At 35.3% G+C, this 20,110-nt stretch carries 23 protein-coding genes; 17 read left to right on the forward strand and 6 right to left on the reverse strand.

Annotated features, from left to right (window positions below; translation table 11 throughout):
- Positions 1-55: 55 nt before the first annotated feature.
- The 5 genes from ACFFVB_RS18230 to porU form a co-directional block, all read right to left on the reverse strand.
- Positions 56-1,675, reverse strand: a complete 1,620-nt coding sequence (locus tag ACFFVB_RS18230; protein ID WP_382384693.1) for a dihydrolipoyl dehydrogenase family protein — start codon at positions 1,673-1,675, stop codon at positions 56-58.
- 3 nt (positions 1,676-1,678) lie between these two features.
- Positions 1,679-2,677 (reverse strand): pyruvate dehydrogenase (acetyl-transferring) E1 component subunit alpha, encoded by a 999-nt coding sequence (gene pdhA / locus ACFFVB_RS18235; RefSeq protein WP_382384695.1) that lies wholly within the window; start codon positions 2,675-2,677, stop codon positions 1,679-1,681.
- An 88-nt stretch (positions 2,678-2,765) separates the two neighbouring features.
- Positions 2,766-3,248: a cytidine deaminase gene (cdd, locus tag ACFFVB_RS18240; RefSeq protein WP_382384696.1), complete on the reverse strand. Its 483-nt coding sequence runs from the start codon at positions 3,246-3,248 to the stop codon at positions 2,766-2,768.
- Between the two features lie 108 nt (positions 3,249-3,356).
- Positions 3,357-4,607, reverse strand: coding sequence for a type IX secretion system outer membrane channel protein PorV (porV, locus tag ACFFVB_RS18245; RefSeq protein WP_382384698.1), 1,251 nt, complete (start codon positions 4,605-4,607; stop codon positions 3,357-3,359).
- Positions 4,608-4,641: 34 nt separating this feature from the next.
- On the reverse strand, positions 4,642-8,496 hold the full coding sequence (gene porU, locus ACFFVB_RS18250) for a type IX secretion system sortase PorU (protein WP_382384699.1): 3,855 nt from the start codon (positions 8,494-8,496) through the stop codon (positions 4,642-4,644).
- Positions 8,497-8,764: 268 nt separating this feature from the next.
- On the opposite strand from porU, the gene gldJ reads away from it, so the two are divergent.
- Together gldJ and ACFFVB_RS18260 are read left to right on the forward strand one after the other, a co-directional pair.
- Positions 8,765-10,429 carry a gliding motility lipoprotein GldJ gene (gene gldJ, locus ACFFVB_RS18255; protein WP_382384834.1) on the forward strand — a complete coding sequence of 555 codons (1,665 nt, stop codon included), beginning with the start codon at positions 8,765-8,767 and terminating at the stop codon, positions 10,427-10,429.
- A gap of 67 nt (positions 10,430-10,496) precedes the next feature.
- A complete protein-coding gene (locus ACFFVB_RS18260; RefSeq protein ID WP_382384701.1) occupies positions 10,497-11,780 on the forward strand; it encodes a UDP-N-acetylmuramoyl-tripeptide--D-alanyl-D-alanine ligase in 1,284 nt (427 codons plus the stop codon).
- Between the two features lie 132 nt (positions 11,781-11,912).
- Here ACFFVB_RS18260 and ACFFVB_RS18265 read toward each other — a convergent pair whose 3' ends face one another.
- The gene (locus ACFFVB_RS18265; RefSeq protein WP_382384703.1) at positions 11,913-12,239 is read right to left on the reverse strand and encodes a helix-turn-helix domain-containing protein; all 327 of its coding nucleotides are present in this window, start codon (positions 12,237-12,239) and stop codon (positions 11,913-11,915) included.
- Positions 12,240-12,326: 87 nt separating this feature from the next.
- On the opposite strand from ACFFVB_RS18265, the gene ACFFVB_RS18270 reads away from it, so the two are divergent.
- From ACFFVB_RS18270 to ACFFVB_RS18340, 15 genes are all read left to right on the forward strand, one after another.
- A complete protein-coding gene (locus tag ACFFVB_RS18270) occupies positions 12,327-12,602 on the forward strand; it encodes a hypothetical protein (RefSeq protein WP_382384704.1) in 276 nt (91 codons plus the stop codon).
- An 11-nt stretch (positions 12,603-12,613) separates the two neighbouring features.
- Positions 12,614-13,171, forward strand: a complete 558-nt coding sequence (locus ACFFVB_RS18275) for a MalT transcriptional regulator family protein (protein WP_382384705.1) — start codon at positions 12,614-12,616, stop codon at positions 13,169-13,171.
- Between the two features lie 220 nt (positions 13,172-13,391).
- A complete protein-coding gene (locus ACFFVB_RS18280; protein WP_382384706.1) occupies positions 13,392-13,601 on the forward strand; it encodes a hypothetical protein in 210 nt (69 codons plus the stop codon).
- 2 nt (positions 13,602-13,603) lie between these two features.
- The gene (locus ACFFVB_RS18285) at positions 13,604-16,495 is read left to right on the forward strand and encodes a hypothetical protein (protein ID WP_382384708.1); all 2,892 of its coding nucleotides are present in this window, start codon (positions 13,604-13,606) and stop codon (positions 16,493-16,495) included.
- A gap of 2 nt (positions 16,496-16,497) precedes the next feature.
- The gene (locus ACFFVB_RS18290) at positions 16,498-16,803 is read left to right on the forward strand and encodes a hypothetical protein (protein ID WP_382384709.1); all 306 of its coding nucleotides are present in this window, start codon (positions 16,498-16,500) and stop codon (positions 16,801-16,803) included.
- Positions 16,804-16,813: 10 nt separating this feature from the next.
- Positions 16,814-17,002: a hypothetical protein gene (locus tag ACFFVB_RS18295; RefSeq protein WP_382384710.1), complete on the forward strand. Its 189-nt coding sequence runs from the start codon at positions 16,814-16,816 to the stop codon at positions 17,000-17,002.
- Between the two features lie 162 nt (positions 17,003-17,164).
- The gene (locus ACFFVB_RS18300) at positions 17,165-17,569 is read left to right on the forward strand and encodes a hypothetical protein (protein ID WP_382384711.1); all 405 of its coding nucleotides are present in this window, start codon (positions 17,165-17,167) and stop codon (positions 17,567-17,569) included.
- A gap of 11 nt (positions 17,570-17,580) precedes the next feature.
- Entirely contained in the window at positions 17,581-17,952 is a 372-nt protein-coding gene (locus ACFFVB_RS18305; RefSeq protein ID WP_382384713.1) for a hypothetical protein, read from the forward strand.
- The gene (locus ACFFVB_RS18310; protein WP_382384715.1) at positions 17,949-18,260 is read left to right on the forward strand and encodes a hypothetical protein; all 312 of its coding nucleotides are present in this window, start codon (positions 17,949-17,951) and stop codon (positions 18,258-18,260) included. The genes ACFFVB_RS18305 and ACFFVB_RS18310 overlap by 4 nt, the downstream gene beginning before the upstream one ends.
- Positions 18,261-18,272: 12 nt before the next feature.
- Positions 18,273-18,434 (forward strand): hypothetical protein, encoded by a 162-nt coding sequence (locus tag ACFFVB_RS18315; protein WP_382384716.1) that lies wholly within the window; start codon positions 18,273-18,275, stop codon positions 18,432-18,434.
- 259 nt (positions 18,435-18,693) lie between these two features.
- Positions 18,694-18,861, forward strand: coding sequence for a hypothetical protein (locus tag ACFFVB_RS18320; RefSeq protein ID WP_382384718.1), 168 nt, complete (start codon positions 18,694-18,696; stop codon positions 18,859-18,861).
- Positions 18,862-18,917: 56 nt separating this feature from the next.
- On the forward strand, positions 18,918-19,151 hold the full coding sequence (locus ACFFVB_RS18325; protein ID WP_382384719.1) for a hypothetical protein: 234 nt from the start codon (positions 18,918-18,920) through the stop codon (positions 19,149-19,151).
- Between the two features lie 67 nt (positions 19,152-19,218).
- Complete coding sequence (locus ACFFVB_RS18330) at positions 19,219-19,530, forward strand: hypothetical protein (protein ID WP_382384721.1); 312 nt, start codon at positions 19,219-19,221, stop codon at positions 19,528-19,530.
- 18 nt (positions 19,531-19,548) lie between these two features.
- Positions 19,549-19,800: a hypothetical protein gene (locus ACFFVB_RS18335; RefSeq protein WP_382384722.1), complete on the forward strand. Its 252-nt coding sequence runs from the start codon at positions 19,549-19,551 to the stop codon at positions 19,798-19,800.
- A gap of 4 nt (positions 19,801-19,804) precedes the next feature.
- A complete protein-coding gene (locus ACFFVB_RS18340) occupies positions 19,805-20,050 on the forward strand; it encodes a hypothetical protein (protein WP_382384723.1) in 246 nt (81 codons plus the stop codon).
- Positions 20,051-20,110 lie beyond the last annotated feature (60 nt).

Consider the following 20,110-nt stretch of genomic DNA (forward strand, 5'->3'; position numbering starts at 1 on the left):
ACGCATAAAAAAAGCCATCACTAGGATGGCTTTTTTAAATATGTGTTCACTTCGATTATAATAACATCGAAATTGGATTTTCAATAAATCCTTTTAATGTTTGAAGGAATAAAGCTCCAGTAGCACCGTCCACAGTTCTGTGATCGGCAGCTAAACAAAGTTTCATAGTATTACCTACTACAATAGCTCCGTCTTTTACAACTGGCTTTTGAACAATTGCTCCCACAGAAAGAATTGCTGAGTTAGGCTGGTTGATAATAGATGTAAATGTCTCTATACCGAACATACCTAAGTTAGAGATAGTAAAAGTACTACCTTCCATTTCTTCAAGTGATAATTTTTTAGTTTTAGCTTTGATCGCGTATTCTTTAACCGCAGCACCAATTTGAGTCAACTTACGTTGATCTGCAAATTTCACAACTGGTACAAGAAGACCATCTTCAACAGCAACCGCAACACCAATGTGTACGTGGTTGTTTAATCTCATTTTGTCGTCAAACCATTGAGAATTTACTTGAGGATGTTCTTTTAAAGCCATTGCACAAGCTTTAACTACGATATCATTAAATGAAATTTTAGTATCAGGAACAGCATTTACTTCCTTACGGAAAGCAATTGCGTTATCCATATCAAACTCAACATTTAAGTAGTAGTGAGGTGCAGTAAATTTCGATTTTGCTAAGTTTTTAGCAATCGCTTTACGCATGTTCGAGTTTTTAACTTCTTCAAAACTCTCTTCTGATGCTGGTGCAGCAGTTCCGGCAGCGGCAGCAGGTGCGGCAGCTTTAGGTACGAAGTTTTCAACATCACGTTTAATAACACGTCCACTTTCTCCTGAACCTGGTATATCTGCAATATTAAATCCTTTTTCGTCTGCAATTTTCTTAGCTAATGGAGACACGAATAAACGTCCGCCATCGCTAGTTACTTTAGGCGTTGCTGCAGGTGCAGCAGCTTTAGCAGCAGGAGCGGCTTTTGGCGCCTCTGCTTTTGGAGCTGCAGCTTTAGGAGCTTCAGCCTTAGCGGCAGGAGCTTCTGGTGCAGCACCGAAATTACTAGCTACTCCAGAAACATCTGTTCCTGCAGGGCCAATAATAGCTAATAATGCATCTACTTTTGCAGATTCACCTTCTTGTAATCCAATATATAATAAAGTTCCTGTATTGAAAGATTCGAATTCCATAGTGGCTTTATCCGTCTCAATCTCTGCAAGGATATCTCCTTCTTCTACATTATCACCAACTTTTTTCAACCAAGTAGCAACAGTACCTTCTTCCATGGTATCACTTAAACGAGGCATAGTAACCACGATCACACCTTCTGGAAGTTCGGCACTAGCAGTAGATGCTGCAGGAGCTTCTTCTGTTGGTGCTTCAGTTGTTGTTTCTTCTGCGGCTGCAGGTGAACCACCACTAGTTAGTGCAGAAATGTCTTCACCTTCTTCACCAATTATAGCTAATAATTCATCTACTTTAGTCGTTTCTCCTTCTTGGACACCAATGAAAAGTAAAGTTCCTTCATGAAACGATTCAAATTCCATTGTTGCTTTATCTGTTTCGATTTCAGCAAGGATATCTCCTTCAGATATTTTATCTCCAACTTTTTTCAACCACGTTGCAACGGTACCTTCTTCCATGGTATCGCTCAAACGAGGCATGTTAATAATTTCAGCCATAGCTTATATTTTATGTTGTAAAAATGGATAATCTTCTTGTTCGTAGACAACATCGTACATTACACTCTTCTCTGGATAAGGAGACTCGTCTGCAAATTTCTCACATTCAAGTACACGTTTTTTAATGTCTGCATCGATCTTTTTAAGATCTTCTTCTTTCATGTATTTCTTAGAAAGAATAATATCCTTTACCTGTGTAATAGGATCTATTTTTTTGTACTCTTCTACTTCAGCTTTTGTACGGTAATGTTGCGCATCACTCATTGAGTGACCTCTATAACGGTACGTTTTTAATTCTAAGAAAGTTGGTCCTCCTCCACTTCGAGCTCTCTGAATAGCTTCATCGAAAGCTTCAGCAACTTTTACTGGATTCATTCCATCTACTGGTCCACAAGGCATTTCATACCCTAAACCTAATTTCCAAATATCTTCGTGAGAAGCAGTACGCTTAACAGAAGTCCCCATTGCATAACCATTGTTTTCACAAACAAAAACAACTGGTAAATTCCATAACATTGCTAAGTTAAATGTTTCGTGAAGTGACCCTTGACGAGCAGCACCATCACCAAAACAACAAAGTGTTACAGCATCACTACCATGATATTTATCACCAAAAGCAATACCTGCACCTAAAGGAATTTGACCTCCAACAATTCCATGTCCACCATAAAAACGGTGTTCTTTAGAAAAAATGTGCATAGATCCACCTAAACCTTGAGATGTTCCTGTTGCTTTTCCGAATAATTCTGCCATAACACGCTTCGGATCCACACCCATACCAATTGGCTGTACGTGGTTTCGATAGGCGGTTATCATTTTATCCTTAGACAAGTCCATAGCATGTAAAGCACCTGCTAATATGGCTTCTTGTCCGTTGTATAAATGTAGAAATCCTCTTACTTTTTGTTGAATGTATACTGCAGCTAGTTTATCTTCAAACTTTCTCCAAAACAACATGTCTTCATACCATTTAATGTATGTTTCCTTTGTGATTTTTTGCATGAGTAGCGTTAATTTAAAAACGAGAAACAAAAGTAACACATTCGTGGTTAACCAAAAAGCTGAATCTCGTAAAAATTACATAAAAAATTTATAATACTGATTTTTCAAAGACTAAAGGTAATAAATTTGATAACGACTTAGAACGCATCACTTCCCCAGACTCACCCATAAAGTAAATATCTATTGGCAAATCTTGATTAATTTCGTATTCTGAAATGGCTTGTCGGCATGCGCCACAAGGAGGTATTGGCATTGTTGTTTTATTCTTAACAGACCCCGCTATTAAAGCCATCCGTATTATTTTAGCCTCTGGATACTGAGACCCTGCATAATATATCGCGGTGCGCTCTGCACATAAGCCTGATGGATACGCCGCGTTTTCTTGATTATTACCTGTAATAATCTCACCATTATCTAATAAAATGGCTGCACCTACTAAAAATTTTGAATATGGAGCGTACGCACGTAGACGCGCTTTAACGGCTTCTGCCATTAATTCTGAAACGTCTTTTGGAAGTTCGTTGACATCGTCGTAAACTTCAAATTGCGTTTCTATTTTTTTTATCTTCATTAAAAAACATCTTAAGTTGTCTTTACTAAAGATATAAAACTATTTATAACAAAAAAACTATTGCTTGATGCAATAGTTTTTTAAAAATCGTAGTACTTAAAATAGTATTTAGTACTCTCTATATGTCCCTGCTCCTAAATTAAACGTTAAAGAAAAACGTAATGTGTTTTCCAAAGGACTCTGTATTTTTGAAGTCGAGAATAAATACGATAAATCTATATTAATTACATTGTATTTAAAGCCTGCTCCTAATGCTAAAAACTGACGTGCTCCTTTGTTTTCGGCTTCATGGAAATACCCCATTCTAAACCCAAAAGAATCTTGGTACATATACTCTGCTCCTAACGCCCATGTAAACTCTTGCATTTCTTCTTTAAAACCGCCTGGTGCATCTCCGAACGACTGGAACATTCCTTTCATAAACCCGACGTCACTTGACTGTCCTTGGTATATAACACCATTATTTGTAGACTCTTGGCTTCCTAATGTATCAATACCATCGTCGTATACTCCATTTCCATTTTCATCTGTATATTGATATTCGGTTCCCATAATTGGAGGAGTCGGCACTAATAATTTAGTAACTTCTGTAGTTACAGAGATGGTATTATATTCATCTAAAATAAAATCAAAACCTCCCCCTAAACGCAAGGTCGTAGGTTGAAAGTTTTCGAAACCTTCTTCATCATATTTAAATTTAGGACCAACATTTTGAATGGCAAATCCACCTCTCCAGCGCCCATTAAAATCGTTGTAAGCTTCTTCTTCACTTTGGTAATATCCACTAATATCTACTCCAAATGTACCTGCCGCAGAAGCGTCGTTATTCCCTATATTTAATCTTAAGTCCGAACGCATATAACGCATCGCAACCCCCATTGAGAATTGATCACTCAACTTTAAAGCATAAGAAACATCTACAGCTAATTCGTATGGTTTTACATCAAAAGGCGTAGAATTCTCATTATCTACAAACTGAATCTCTCCTAAAGAAAAGTATCTAAAGCTTCCGGCAAACGCACTTCTCTCGTCTATACGGTTATAATACGTAAAACTTCCTAAGAAAATATCGTTCACTAAACTACTTAAATACGGTGTATAACTTAAAGCCACCCCTGATTTTGCTTCTGAAAACGCATATTTCGAATTGTTCCATTGTTGAGAAAACCCATCTACAGAGGTTGCAACTCCCATATCTCCCATAGCTCCTGCTCTAGCATCTGCTGCGATTAATAAAAATGGCATTCCCGTAGTGATGACTCTAGAATCGTTAGCATTTGGAATTATAACTGTTGGATCTTGTGCATGAACATTAATGGCTAGTAAGACAAAAAGAATTGCTAATAGTGTTGTTTTCATTTAAATTAGTTTATTTAACAAATATATATTTTTATTATAGGATAACAAGTTTCTCTATTTTTTCGACTGTTTTATTAAGTGATACAGATCTAACTTTAAGTTTATAAATGTAAACTCCCTTTCCTATTTTATCTCCAAAATCATCTCTTCCGTCCCAAACAACATCTCGTGATAATGATGATGTACCATTGTTACTTGTTTGTCCATTAATTGTTCTTACCAATTTCCCGGAGACAGTGAAGATTTGTATAGAAACGTCTAAAGGGCCCGAACTATTGTGATTAAACCAAAATTCTGTATAATTTACAAACGGATTTGGATAGTTTAATACATTTGAAATCACCAGTTCTTCATTTTGATTATGTACTACAAATTGAATTTCGGATACCGATGAGTTGTTGTAAACATCCCATGCTTTTACTGTTAATGTATGAATTCCGGATTCTAAATTCTTAAACGGATACGTCACCACACCTCTCTGATAGTCATCCACTTCTGTCTGATAATAATCGTTTAAAACATATGGATTTGTTTCGTCGCCGTCTATAATTGCCACAATATCATGCCCAATTCCACTCGCTGTGTTTATACCATTTTCATCTTCTAATTTCACTAATAACGATGGTGATTCGTTTGTAATCCCGCCTGTTACAAAATTTTCATCATTCATATATAAATTTACAACGGGTCCAATATTATCTTCTACAGCATTTTCGTTTATCCCACCTACTTTTATGGTATTTATACTTGCACCATTCTGATCTTGAATAGGACTATCTGTTTTGGCATAAAAACTAACTCGACCATAACCAATAGGAACACCAATATCTTTAGGCACTACAAAATCGAAATTAAACTTACCAGAAGTTACCGACGCTTGCCCTCTGAAAATAATTTCCCCAAGTGTTGTAAAATCCATAATATAATCACTGTCGTTTCCCAGTGTACTCCTATTTATATCTTTATCGTAAATAGTAGATGCAAGCACACCATTATAATCTGTTAACAGGTTTCCAGCAGTATCGACAACTTCTCCTGAAAAAGACATTCTCCCCAGAGCTTCTAAAGTATCGACCTCTCCAGAAATGGGTTTACCATTAATCTCAGTGAGTTTTATATTAGGCTCAGGTATCGCTAATTTCATCGCTGGATCTCCAATATAAAACACTAGATGTCTCTGACTAGAACTTGACACAGCAGGATTTGTTTTAGTTAAACGCAATGCTTCCGCCATAGATGGATATTCATTATCCGAATAATTATCGCCACTATTATAAGAAAATAGATACTCACTTAAAATTGTATTAAAATCTATACCTACACTAACAAAAATCTGACGTGTTGTTGTGAGTAATCCAATCGCACCTCCATCAGGATTCCAATACATAATCTCTCCTCCTGTTTCTCGTAACGGATTATCGAAACGTGTATACTCACACGTCACCGTAATAAAACAATTCATCTTATAGGTGTTGTTTAAATCATCTGCATCTGGTTGCTGAAAGATACGCTCATGAGCCAATCCATCTTCTCCTCCATGACCAAAATAGTTTACAACTAATGCACCGGTTTCCATCGCATTTACCATAGCCTCATTTACTGCTGGATACCGATCTCCTCCCGCAGAAGATTCTTGTTCGAAAGCGTCAGAGTGAATCTTGGTAACATTTATAAATGGCTTTTTTTCTGAAATCTCATCCGCAATCTTATTTGTGGTTTCTTCAAGAATAAACTCCCACGACTCATCCACATCGTCAGAAACCATAACCACACTATTACGCCATCTTCCATAAGACGGTTCGCTGTAATAGCGTTCAATTTTATCGACCATAGTTTTTGCTTGGTTTGGATTATCTGCTAGAATTCTACCCACTGCAATATCTAAACGATCTGAGCTTACCATAGCACCTTCATTTTCATCCATCATTCCATAAAAATCATCTGAAATAAAAGAACTTGTTAAACTAAAACTAGAATACGCATGCCATGACGGCACATAGTTTTGGTTGTTAGATAGGCGTCCTTTATAATCGTAAGAACTATCCCCGAACATACATAAATATTTTAATGCCTTATCTTGCGAACTGGCATTGTCGTATACATATTTTACAAAGTTTCGAATGGCAACAATATCCTGATTTCCTGAAGCAAACTCGTTATATAATTCTTGCAAGGTAACGACCTTTACATTTAAACCGTATTGTGTTTTATTAATTTCGCCTAGACGAACCGCTTGTGAATAGTAATTTGTGGGGGCCACTATAATATAGTCTACATCTTGAAAATTTCCGTTTTCATCTAAAAAAACAGATCCCTTTAAATCTTGGTTTTCGACTCTAGAGTTTGAATCTTGTTCTGGTACATAATAATCTGATGACGTTACCGCAACAAATGTTTCTAAACCACCAGCTGGACGCTTAAAACTGAAAACTGCTTCTGAAGCGGAATTTGACAATGATGATATCGAAAAAGGATTGGTAACATTCCATATTTCAGACAGATTTGACGCATTTTCTACCCGATACTCAACCACTCCACTAGCTAAAGCGACCTTATTATTATAAAATCCGAATTGCTTTCCGTAAAATCGCAAATCACGAGTTGCTTCTATCGAAATATAATCTATATAACCTAAAGCACTAGGGTTACCCTGCTTGTTGTATGTTAAGTCCACTGTAATATCGGAGCTATTACTTTCTATATTTCTAGCTATATAAGCTTCACTAGCATAAGAAGGATCACTTGCCCCACTAAGACTTAAGGTCCCCAGAGAAGAACCATTTACAGATACCTCGAACGTGGAACGACTATCTGAAGTGGATGCCACATAAGTTTTAAATGCTATAGATTCTGTAGTTACTAAATCGGGTACATTGAATTTAAAAGATTTATCCAAGGACACATCAAAACGATCTCCAAACCAACGACGTCCAACACTAACCAGATTATAATCGTCTGTTTCATGAAATAGATACGTCTGATGTGTATCTACAATTATATTAGCAGGACTTGCCGAACTTACAAAGGGCTGAATTCGTAAACCGTCGTTTCCATCGACCTTTAAGAAATAAGATGTTCTCGTGGTATAACTATTTATGTTCGTATTACTTTCGGCATTATACCCTTTTGGTCCCACAGCATAAAACAATATATAATCACTATCATCGAAAGAACCATCGTCTTCTCCGACCACTTTTATAGCATTTTCGGTAATATCAAAATATTGGGTTTCCGAATTTTTATAAGCCATCATTTGTCCACCATTACCATATATCTTTAATTGCTTTGGATTTATATTATTTACATTGACACCTAAATCTTTCAGAAACGATTTAGATAATTTATAAACACCTGTAGTATCCACATAAAACTTATACCAATCACCCGTTTTTAAAACGGAACTGTACACCCTATTGGTGGCCGCAATATTTCGACTTGTACTATTACGGGAATCTGTTGTTGCATACGTTAACTTAAAAGACGTGATTTTTTTAAATGAATTTTCACCATCCTTAATAATAGGAGAGACTTCTAAAACCCCATAGGATTTAAAGCGCGCTTCCGATTTAAAAAGTTTAAATTCCAAGGCTTCAGGAATAGTAGATATATCAAGGCCTTTTAATTCTGATTTCGAAATTGAAGTGTAGATGACATCTTCTAATTTGGCAGAGTTTTCATTTAAAGCCGTATTCAATTCCCATTGCGCAACAAATCTCAAACCATCTTCAACACTAAAATCGAAATTATCTGCATTAAACCCGGGTACCTGAATAGTAAAACCACCTGATGTAATAGTATTATATCCCTTCCAATTTAGTTGAAATTGTTTTTGTTGGGAATACCCTATAAAAGAAAAGAATATTAGTAGTAAAACAGCTGTTTTTTTCATTATTTAAATAACGTTTAACATACAATAAAAATATAAAACCTCAGTTTTAATTTAAGAAACGAGTCAAAAGTACAATAATAATTTAGTAAACGAGCGTTATTACCGTACACAAGGACATGAATATCTGCAGAAAAAAACATCGATATAATGACTGGAAATCAAGTTAAAGCGCACGATTTTTTAATTCAAAAACATCTTAAACGCTTGCAGTATGCGGTTAAATTCATATATTGCGGCACCAAATAAAACATTTTGCTTACTCAAAAGTATGAATATGAAAAACATAGTAACTATAAAGGGCATGTTAATCTTAACACTCGCTTTAGCCGCTATTAGCTGTAAAAATTCTGATTCGAAGAATAGTTCGAGGGCGACAGGATGGGAAATTAATTCCAGAGATGGAGGTTTTCAATACAACACTCAGTACAGAGAACAAGAAACAGCTCCAGGATTGGTGTTTATAGAAGGAGGTACGTATACAAAAGGTCAAGTTCAGGATGATGTTATGCATGATTGGAATAATACTCCAACACAGCAACACGTTCAATCTTTTTACATGGACGAAACGGAAGTTACCAATATCATGTATCTTGAATATTTAGATCATTTAAAACGTGTTTTCCCACCAACAACAGAAGGCTTTAGAGCGATATATAACGGTGCATTACCAGACACTTTAGTTTGGAGAAACCGATTAGGTTACAACGAAGTTATGACCGACAATTACTTACGTCATCCTGCTTATGCAGAATACCCTGTAGTTGGAGTAAGTTGGATACAAGCTGTAGAGTTTTCAAAATGGAGAACAGACCGTGTTAATGAATATAACCTAGCTAGAGCAGGATATTTAGATAAAGATGCTCTACTTACAGAATCGACTGCAACTTCAAACTTTAGTACAGGTGCATACATCAATGCTCCATCACAAACTTTTGCTGGAAACGAAGAGATAAAAACAACCGGTAGAGGAGGAAATGTAAGAACTGATGAAGATGGAAACGAGTCAAATATTTACGCAACTCGTGAATCAGGAATCCTTACACCTTCATACAGACTACCTACAGAAACAGAATGGGAATATGCAGCTCTTGGCCTTTCAGAGTTAAGAGAATATAATACGTACAGAGGTAGAAAAAAATACCCATGGGACGGACAATATACACGTTCTTCAGAACGTAGATCAATGGGAGACCAAATGGCAAACTTTAAACAAGGTAAAGGTGATTACGGTGGAATAGCTGGTTGGTCTGACGATAATGCAGATATTACTGCTGCCGTTAAAACTTATGAGCCAAACGACAATGGACTTTACGATATGGCAGGTAATGTTGCCGAATGGGTAGCCGATGTGTATCGCCCAATAGTTGATGATGACTTTAATGACTTTAACTACTATAGAGGTAATGTCTACACTAAAAATGCAATTAACGAAGACGGAACAGTAAAAATAGTAACTACAGACAATGTGGTATACGACACCTTAAGTAACGGAAAAATTGTAGCTAGAAATTTACCTGGAGATCTATTACAGATTCCTATTGACGACAATGACACTTATTTAAGATCTAACTTCTCTACAAGTGATAACCGTGATTTTAGAGATGGTGATAAACGTTCTTCACGTTACTATGCAGACTTTAATGGCGATGACTCGAAAACAAATAACATGTATCATTCTCCTAAAAACTCTACAAGTAGAGATTCAGCAGGAAACATTGTTAGAGAATACGACAAGTCCAACAACAAAACCTCTCTAATTAGCGATGAAGTTCGCGTATATAAAGGAGGTTCTTGGAAAGATAGAGAATACTGGTTAGACCCTGCACAAAGACGTTATTTCCCACAAGATATGGCGACAGACTACATCGGATTTAGATGTGCAATGTCTAGAGTAGGTTCTAAAACGAGATCAGAGACAAAATCGAGAAATTAAACACAAATATCAATTCTATTTCAAAAGTCCTAACCTAGTGTTAGGACTTTTTTTATACATTTATATTATGAAAACATCAGATTTACACACCCTGTTTTTAGGTTGCAACACCGTATGTACAGACACACGTTTAGTAAAAGAAAACGACCTCTTTTTTGCTTTAACAGGCGATAATTTTAATGGGAATACATTTGCTAAAAAAGCATTAGATAACGGTGCTAAATATGCCATAATAGACGATTCTGAATACCACATTCCAGGACAGACATTCGTAGTTAACAATACCTTAGAGACTTTACAAAATTTAGCATCTTATCATCGCGATTATTTAAACATTCCTATTATAGCGCTTACAGGTAGTAATGGAAAAACAACAACCAAAGAACTTATAAATGTTGTCCTTTCTCAAAAATATAAAACCACAGCAACCCTAGGTAATCTAAACAACCATATTGGCGTGCCCTTAACGCTACTTTCTATGAATGATAAGACAGAAATAGGCATTGTTGAAATGGGTGCAAATCACCTCAAAGAAATAGAATTTCTTTGCACACTAGCAAAACCTAATTTTGGATATATCACGAACTTCGGTAAAGCCCATTTAGAAGGTTTTGGAAGCATTGAAGGTGTTATTCAGGGGAAGTCGGAATTATATGCCTTTTTAAAATTGACTAATGGTCTTGCTTTTATTAATGCTAAAGACGATAAACAAATAGAAATAACAGCCGACATTAAAACGGTTTCCTTTGGTGATCAAACAACACACACAGAAACGGTTATCGATCTAATAAATGCAGATCCATTTGTTATTACCAGCTACGAAAATCTACAGGTACAAAGTCAGCTAATTGGAGCATACAATTTCACGAATATTTCTGCTGCAATAGCTATCGGATCTTATTTTAAAGTTTCAAACACGAGTATAAAGGATGCTATTGAAGGGTATACGCCATCAAATAATAGATCTCAAATAATAACAAAAGGGGACACTAAAATAATCCTTGATGCTTATAATGCGAATCCAACCAGTATGAAGGCTGCTTTAGAAAGCTTTCATGTATTAAAAGATTCTAAAAAGATCGCCATTATTGGAGATATGTTTGAGTTGGGAGAAACTGCGGAGCAAGAACACCAACATATTATCGATTTGGCAGACAGTCTAAATATAGACAAGGTGATCGTTGTTGGAACACTTTTCAATGCAACCAAAACAACTTCAAACAAAATACAAGCATACGATACTTTTGAGGCCTTTAAAAACGCCTTGATCCCATCGGACTTAGAACAATCTACTGTTCTGATCAAAGCTTCACGAGGTATGAGATTAGAACGCATCCTCGATTTAATCTAAGATTACAATACTATTAAAAACAAAAAAAGCTTCTCAAAAAATGAGAAGCTTTTTTATTTGCTTGTGGGCGCAGAGGGACTCCTACATAAGAGTTAACTAATTAATAATCAGTATACATTATTTTGGTGTGTGTCATTTTTGTGACAAATTGCTTTTTAACTGGTTTAAAAGCTTCTCCATTCCCATTATTAAATCTTCATTATTTACAGGCGATTCGTACGCTCCTTGAGTTTCATTTAAGAGCTGCAGATCTGTTCTAGAATCTTCACGCAACAACCAGTTTAAATCTAAGGTTGGGAATTCGCGCATTACAATTTCTAAAAAATCGACACTTGGTTTGTCACCATTCAAGTACCTGGAGACTTGAGTATAATTCATGTCTATTTTCTTTGCAAAGGCAGATACTGTCTTATGTTCTTCTTTAATTAACTGTTTTAATTTGTGGCCGAATTTTTCCATATAGAAAATTATTTATATACTTTTCTGAATATAATTTGGTTATTATATACTTATGTGTATATATTTGTATATAAGTTTTAACGAATTATGACAAATTTAAACAAATTATACACACTCTACGATGTGCATTCGCATAAACGAGCAAAGGTTAAAGATTTACTTAAAAATCATTTGCCTAGCGGATATTCTAAAAAAGTAGAAAAAAAGCTTCTTGACGAAGGTGTTATTGTTCCTCTGCAATCTATTCGACAGGTAAAATTTGGCACATTTAAAAACGCAGTAATCTTCAATGCTATTCTAGAAGTTGCGATCGAGAATAAAAAAGCAAAAGTGAAACTGCAAAAGACATTAGAGAACATTTAAACAATATACTTATGACCACACAACGTATCTACCCAGGGCTTGCATGCTCTAACCTCGAATTTTTCAACCATAACAATCAAGTCAAAGCCTTTAACAATGGTGCTATGATAGATTTTCACGATTTGCCATATGGATATCACCAAGTATTAAAAGATGCATTGGTTGCAGAACCAGAAGCTAATGACATTCTAAAAGAATGGCACCCGGACTCAGAAATGAAACGCCACGAAAACTTTGTAAAATGCCGTTTCGGTGGATTAGATTTCACTCCAGACATTAAAGACATGGAACTGCAAGAAGGCGAATATTGGGATTGCCCACTTCGCGGATCTTGCAAAGGAGAAGGTAAAGTTTGTAAATCAATTTCATACAAAGGCAATCCTTTAACTAACATGGATATCAAATTGCTAAAACTACTTCACACTTCTTTAACGAACGATAACCTAGCCGAAGAAATGAATATGCCTCTAGGTTCTTTTCATGTATTTAAAAGAAAGCTATACCAAAAATTAGATATACAAACAAAGCCAGAAGCAGTAATTGCTGCAGTCTTGCTAAACCTTATTTAAGCGACAGCTTAATACTACGTTCTTTCAAGTGCTTATGTGAGCAATATGTATGTGAAAACCGCTTTAATCGGCGGTTTTAAAAAAAATCTAAAACAATTAATATGAAACAACCTTACAACAAAACAGCTAAAGATTATCAATGTGCAATGTATAGCCTTCTCATAATCGGTGGTATTACTGTTTTCGCTTTCATTATTAATTGTATCTAATAAATATTCGAATGAATACTCAATCTAAAATAAACACGGTAAAAAGCCGAATCAAACAAATAGAAACTAGCGATCTATTCACCGAATTAGAACGCGAAAAATTAATTAATGTAAACAGGAAGGAATTACAGTTTCTTCAAGCTAAAATAGATTATCCAATAGCTACATTTTTTAATGATAAACTAGAACCAAGTATCAACTCTTTTAATTCAGGCATATAATTATGGCATACGTAGAATGGATGGACGTAATTAATGCGACCGATAACGGATTAGATATTTTAAGATTAGTTTTCCCTCAAGTAGATGATGCTCTTACTTCTAGAGATAAAAAATTTAAAGCTCGTGTTGGCGAGAAAACAGCATCGGCAAGCTTACGGTTAAAAGATGGGCATTACCACGTTACAGACTTTGGTGGCGACCAAAAAGAGCGTAATTCTATTGGTTGGTTTATGATTGAAACCGATAAAACATTTGCAGAAGCTGTTCAGTTTTTAGCATCCCAATTTCGTGTAAAAGGAAGTGATAAAGCGTGGACGGAAGTTAAGCCAACTTGGGAAACTAGGCCTTTAAAGGAAGCCGAAAAAGCAAAGGATTATCTATTGACATTAAAACCTGAATTTACGGTTGAAGAATTAGCCCTACTTGGTCCTGCAGTTAAAGCTTCACATTGCCACGATTTTAGCCTAACAGCTATTAGTGATTATACATTTTGTAAAGCGACCGAAGCTTTTGTATTAGGAGCTACAGAAACGTTTCCTATTTATGCATTCGACCATGAAGGTTGGGCAAAAATCTATCAGCCATTAGCGTTTAATAAACAATACCGTTTCAGCTTTGTAGGAAAGAAACCTGCACGTTTTATATACGGAATGGATTTATTAGAGAACCAATTCAAGCAGAATAAAAAACGCCTGGAGAATGAAGAGATGGACGATGCCATTAACGAGGAAGGCGAAGCGCAAACAGGTAAGAAAAAAGACCCGCGTGTAGATTATGCATTTATAGTATCTGGAGGAAGCGACGGACTTAATTTAAGAAGCTTTGGCTACTTCCCTATTTGGTTTAACTCAGAAAGTGAAACCTTAAATTTTGAAGAATACCGTAAACTACAAACCTATGCTAAAGAAATTGTTTACATAGCAGATATAGATTCTACAGGTGTAAAGCAGGCGCAAAAATTAGCGCTTACTTATTTGGATATTAAAATCTTGATGTTACCGAGCTATTTAAAATTAAAAAAAGACCAACGTGGTAACCCATGTAAAGATTTTAAAGATTTTGTAGTTAATTATTACAAAGAAGGCGAATTTGCTTCATTTTCTAACCGTTTACAGAAGTTAATCGAGAATGCTTTACCTGCGCAGTTTTGGACAAAGATTTACACTAAAACAGGATTAAAATTTAATTTCCGTCACACGCAATTCTACAATTTTTTAAAGCTTAACGGCTTCGGCAGAATTAAAGACGAGCATACAAAAGACGGATACCACTTTGTGCATTTAGATGGAAACATCGTGCGTAAAGTATTGCCTGTAGAGATTGAAACCTTTGTGCATGGCTTCTTAAAAAGCCGTCAGTTACCTATCGAGCTCCGCGATTTAATTTACAGCAAACAATTAAATGCGAATTCACTAAACAAATTAGATGCTTTTAATATTGAATTTTCATCATCTGAAAGTGATACGCAATACATGTTTTTCGATAATGCTATTTTAAAGATTACACCTGCAGCAATCGAAAAAATTAACCGAGGTGATGTAGATCGTTTTATTTGGGAAAACAAAAAGATTGAACACAATGTTCTATTGGAAACAGCTCCACAGTTTACAATAAGTAAAGATGTGCATGGTAATCCGGATATCGCAATTCATGCTAAAGACAATATGTTTTTGCAGTTTCTAACGAATGCTTCTCGTGTGCATTGGCGCAAAGAATTTGAAGAGAACCTAGGAGATCCATCTTCTAAAGATGCCATTGCTTATACAGAAGCAAACAAATTTAATATAGCAGGACCTAACCTTTTACCAGAAGAACGTCAGGAACAAAAAGAGCATTTAATAAATAAAATTTTCGCTCTTGGTTACATGCTTCATACTTATAAATCGCCACACAAACCATGGGCAGTTTATGCTATGGACAATAAGCTTGCAGATATTTCTGAAAGCCATGGGGGTTCTGGAAAATCGGTGTTTCAAAAAGCGATTCAACAACTCTTAAAAAAGAACCATTATATACCAGGGCGTGACCCAAAAAAAACGAGCGACGATTTTATTTATCACGGTATTACAGAAGACACAGACTATATATTGGTAGACGATTGCAATCAGTATTTAGACTATGGTTTCTTTTTCTCTGCCATAACTGGAGATTTAGAAGTGAATAATAAAAATGGTTTACGATTCGTAATCAATTTCGATAAGGTGCCGAAAATGGCTTTTAGTTCTAACTATCCTCCGAACAATTTAGATCCGTCTTTAGCACGTCGTTTACTGTACGTTGTATTTTCAGATTACTACCACTTTAACCAGGATAACGAGTATAGAGAAAGCCGTTCTGTTTCAGACGATTTTAATGGTAAAACATTATTTAAGGAATGGGACACTAAAGAATGGAATCAGTTTTACAATTTCTGCGCACAATGTATACAGTTTTATTTGGCTCAGAATAAAAAGATAGATCCACCAATGGGTAATGTGTCCATGCGTAATCTATTAAGCGAAATGGGAGCTTCATTTAAGGACTGGGCAGATGTGTTTTTTGCAGATATGGTTACCGACGAGATGCGAGGTGAAGAAACACATAAGAACCTAGACAACTTCGTAGTTAAAGATTTAGCCTTCGAAGATTTAAAGCAGAAAACCGGTTTAAAATTCTCTTCGACTTCATTTAAGAAAAAACTAGCTGCTTACGCAAAATACAACGAATGGATTTTTAATCCAGAGGAAATTGGATTGGACGAAAATGGCAGAAAAATGCAGAAGGTTGACGGAAAAACTAAGGAAGTGTTTTACATAAAAAGTAAAGTACCTAAAAAAGACGAAGCCATTGCAGCTTCAACCACAGATGCTACTAAGCAATCTGCCGACGATTTAGAAAACGACTTACCTTTTTAATTATGGAAACAGTAGCAATACAGAACCAAGACTTTCTACACGTAGAAATCAAATTACGAGTAGCAACGGCAGCCGATTTTAAAACGACTGCCTTTGTAACCGAAAACGGAAGAGTGATAAACAAAACAGTACCTAAAATCGGGCAACCTTACTGGCTTAAAAGTATAAAAGATGGCGAGGTAGATAACAGACAGTATCAAATACATGAAGATACCGACTGGAACGAGCTCCGGATGTACATGCGTCAGACTATGGTTTATGTAGCTGCTTCACTTTTCGAAATTAAAGATCGTAACAATAACAATTAAATATAAAATCATGACCGGAACCATAACATACAGAGACGATGAAATTGTAGCCATTTTTTCAGGTTGCAAAACCCCTTCAGAATTAGACCAGGCTAGCAGAATTATAGGCTACTTAAATATTATAGGAGCCCAAACATATAGGCCTGTAGTGAGTAAGCTATACATGATGCGTGCTACCGAATTAAAACGTAAGGCTTAATGAAAATTACGTATTTAAAGATCCAGGGTAAAACCCAAAAATTTAAAATCAATAACGGAAAACCAATTAACTGCAGTCCTAGACAAGCTATAAAGCCATGCGTTCCTCAAGATGAATTTGATACGATTGAAAGCTGTAAAGTCTGCGGAAAAACATTTTAATATGGGATTAGAAAATAAAGTAATACAAACGGTTAAAAACGATAAGTTAATAGATTTCTTAAATATTAAGCTTAATCAAAATGAACAATTAATGATAAATTCTTTTGCGGTATTGTATGGTGAATGGTTAATAGATCCGGACAGTTGCTTTTGGCCTGTTTGCACAAGATATGAAAACAATGAATTTATAAAATATATAGATATTGAATGCAGGATTAAAAAACAGAATCCTGATGGTAGTTTTAGATTTCGAATAGATAGAGCAGATTTTATTCACTCCATAAAACTAACTGATTACATATATCTGTCAGAACAGATGATGTTAACTGATTATTTAAGATACAATTACAACCCTAGAATTATTAGAAATCAAAACCTTTTAATTGAAGCGATTAATAACAATTAAATACAAATATCATGACCAAACCATTCGATTATTACAAAAGCGAAGTACCGCTAGACCTAACAAATCAACTCCATAGAGATTTAGTTGTAAAACGAAATAAGAACCTGGAGACGGCTCTAAAAAACAATATCCCATTAGATAAAGTGTCGTTAACTATTCGCGCATCTATAGTGATAACCTGTGTTAAGTGCGGTACAGCATTTAGAGAATATAACGAAAGCAGGATTGACACCGAAAATCAAAGCACCCAATCTTTAGATATTGATTCCTGTATGCCCGATTTAGAATGCTATTGCTGTAAAACGAAGTACAAGTTCGATCCTTATAAGCAATCCTTTAAAGTGATGGTTCCGAAGCCTAAAACAAAAAGAAAGCGAGTATGAGGAAACCATTGACAATAGCGCAAATGGCCACGCAAACAAAATTAGCTCGAGAAGCAAGAAAACGTGGTTACGAAAACGGTATTTGGTGCCAGTTCGGATTAAACAAACGCGAACGTCCACTTAAAACAGGTGTTTTCACTTACAATCCCGAGTTAAAAATTAATGGCACAGACACCACAGAAGTCTTAACCATGGGGATAAATATTATTTGGAACAAAGCCCTTGGATGGGCACCAATTATTGAAAGGGAACGTAAAAAAGTAAAAGAAAACACCGAAGAGTACCTAAGTAAAGTATCTAATTTTTAAAACTACAATCTTATGACAATAGAAGACTTAATTAAAAAATACGAAGAAGAATTAAAAGACTGCGAAGTCAGAATAAATTCGGCTGTAAAGTCTACACAATACTCTATGGCACAAAACTGGAAGATAAACAAAATCGTAGTCCAAGAATTTTTAAACGATCTAAAAGCATTATGAAACCACAACCAAAAACCAATTTAGCAGACTGTCTAGTAGCGTTTATTATAGTATTCATTACCCTGTGCTTAATTCCGATTATATGGGATTTTGCTAAAGGTTTTATTTAGAGAGATAACGTTAAATTATATGAATAGGTGGTTTTTCCGAAGGAAAAAATACCGTACACAAGCACAAAACAAACATTAAATATTAACCTTAAAGACCAAGCACACCAACCACTTATTTATATAAAGTGTTAGGGTGCGTTATTTGAATTATGATCGATAAAGAATATTTAGACAAACTTAAAGAAGAAGATTATATGGCTTGGGATGATTTAGTAAATGACCCAATGATTGTAGGGCAGGATACTGCTGGTGATTTTATATTACCGACAATAGTACTAATTGTAATAATTGGAATTGTTGTAGTGATGTGTCTCTAATGCACCTTAATGTTAAATCTATGGGTAGTGATTGCCCGAATTAAAATAAATGAATTATGAATATAGAAGATAAAATACACCTAGAGTTTATACATAATAGACTGATTGATGTTTATGGAGAAAATAGAAATACAGACTTTGTGAAAAGACTTAGAGATATAATTAATAACGAACCTAAAGGGCAAACATTACCTATAGATAGTGTTGTGGTGAGTTCTCCTAATATCTGTACTGATACAGGAAATGAATGTAAACATAACTGTAGAGGTCTTTGCAGAGAAAGATGTTAATTCACTACAACATACGTATAAACACACCTCCTGTTTTTTTCACCAACGACTAAATCACAATACACTTATGAAAACACCACGTAACAAAGCAGAACTAACCCCAACCGAACAAACCTACGTAACCAATAATTACACCACAACATCTATGAACGATATGTGTGCGAAGCTTGATGTCCCTTATTCTAGAGTCAGAAAATTTATGCGGTTAAATAATTTAACGCTCTCTCCAGAACAATTAAAGCACATTATAGGCAAATACCATCGCAGTGGTTCTCCTAAAAGAGAAGCCGTTAGTCTTAAACCTAAACCACAACCACAACACAACCTTCCATTTTGGGAAAGAAGGATTAACCATGTAACTGGTTTTCCTGTCTATTAATCATTTAAAAATAAGACTATGTATTATATAAGAAACGAAGGGTATTTAGGAAACGCATTAATGTGGTGGAAAAAAGGACGTAATGGATATACTTGCGATATTAATAACGCTCACAAATTCACTAAAGATGAAGCTGAAAAAATTTGCAAAAGACCAAAAGACACGGCCTACGAATGCGATTATATAGATAATCTATTAGAGGCAAAAAAACTAATTATAGACAGCCAGTATGTAGACGAATCTAAAAGGTTATGGACTTGTAACAACTAAACTCATGGATAAAAACACACCAACACCACCTCCAGCAAACACAGAAATTGTATTCGTTATAAAAGACGAGCCTGTATTAGAAATGATACATAACGAATTTAAAGGCAAAACATACACTTTAACCGTGTCTCCAAACGGTAAATACACACTAATAAAACTAAAAGTAAATGTTATTATACCAGAGCTACCAGACGATATGGTTATGCTAGACGGTAGCGAATGTTTGTTCGAATATTTAAGATATTATTGATTTTAAACAGATTAGTTTAAGGTGTCAAAAAACCAGATGTCCTATTTTTTTAATAAAAAT

It is taken from the genome of Formosa undariae, assembly GCF_042427615.1.
Lineage (GTDB): Bacteria > Bacteroidota > Bacteroidia > Flavobacteriales > Flavobacteriaceae > Formosa > Formosa undariae.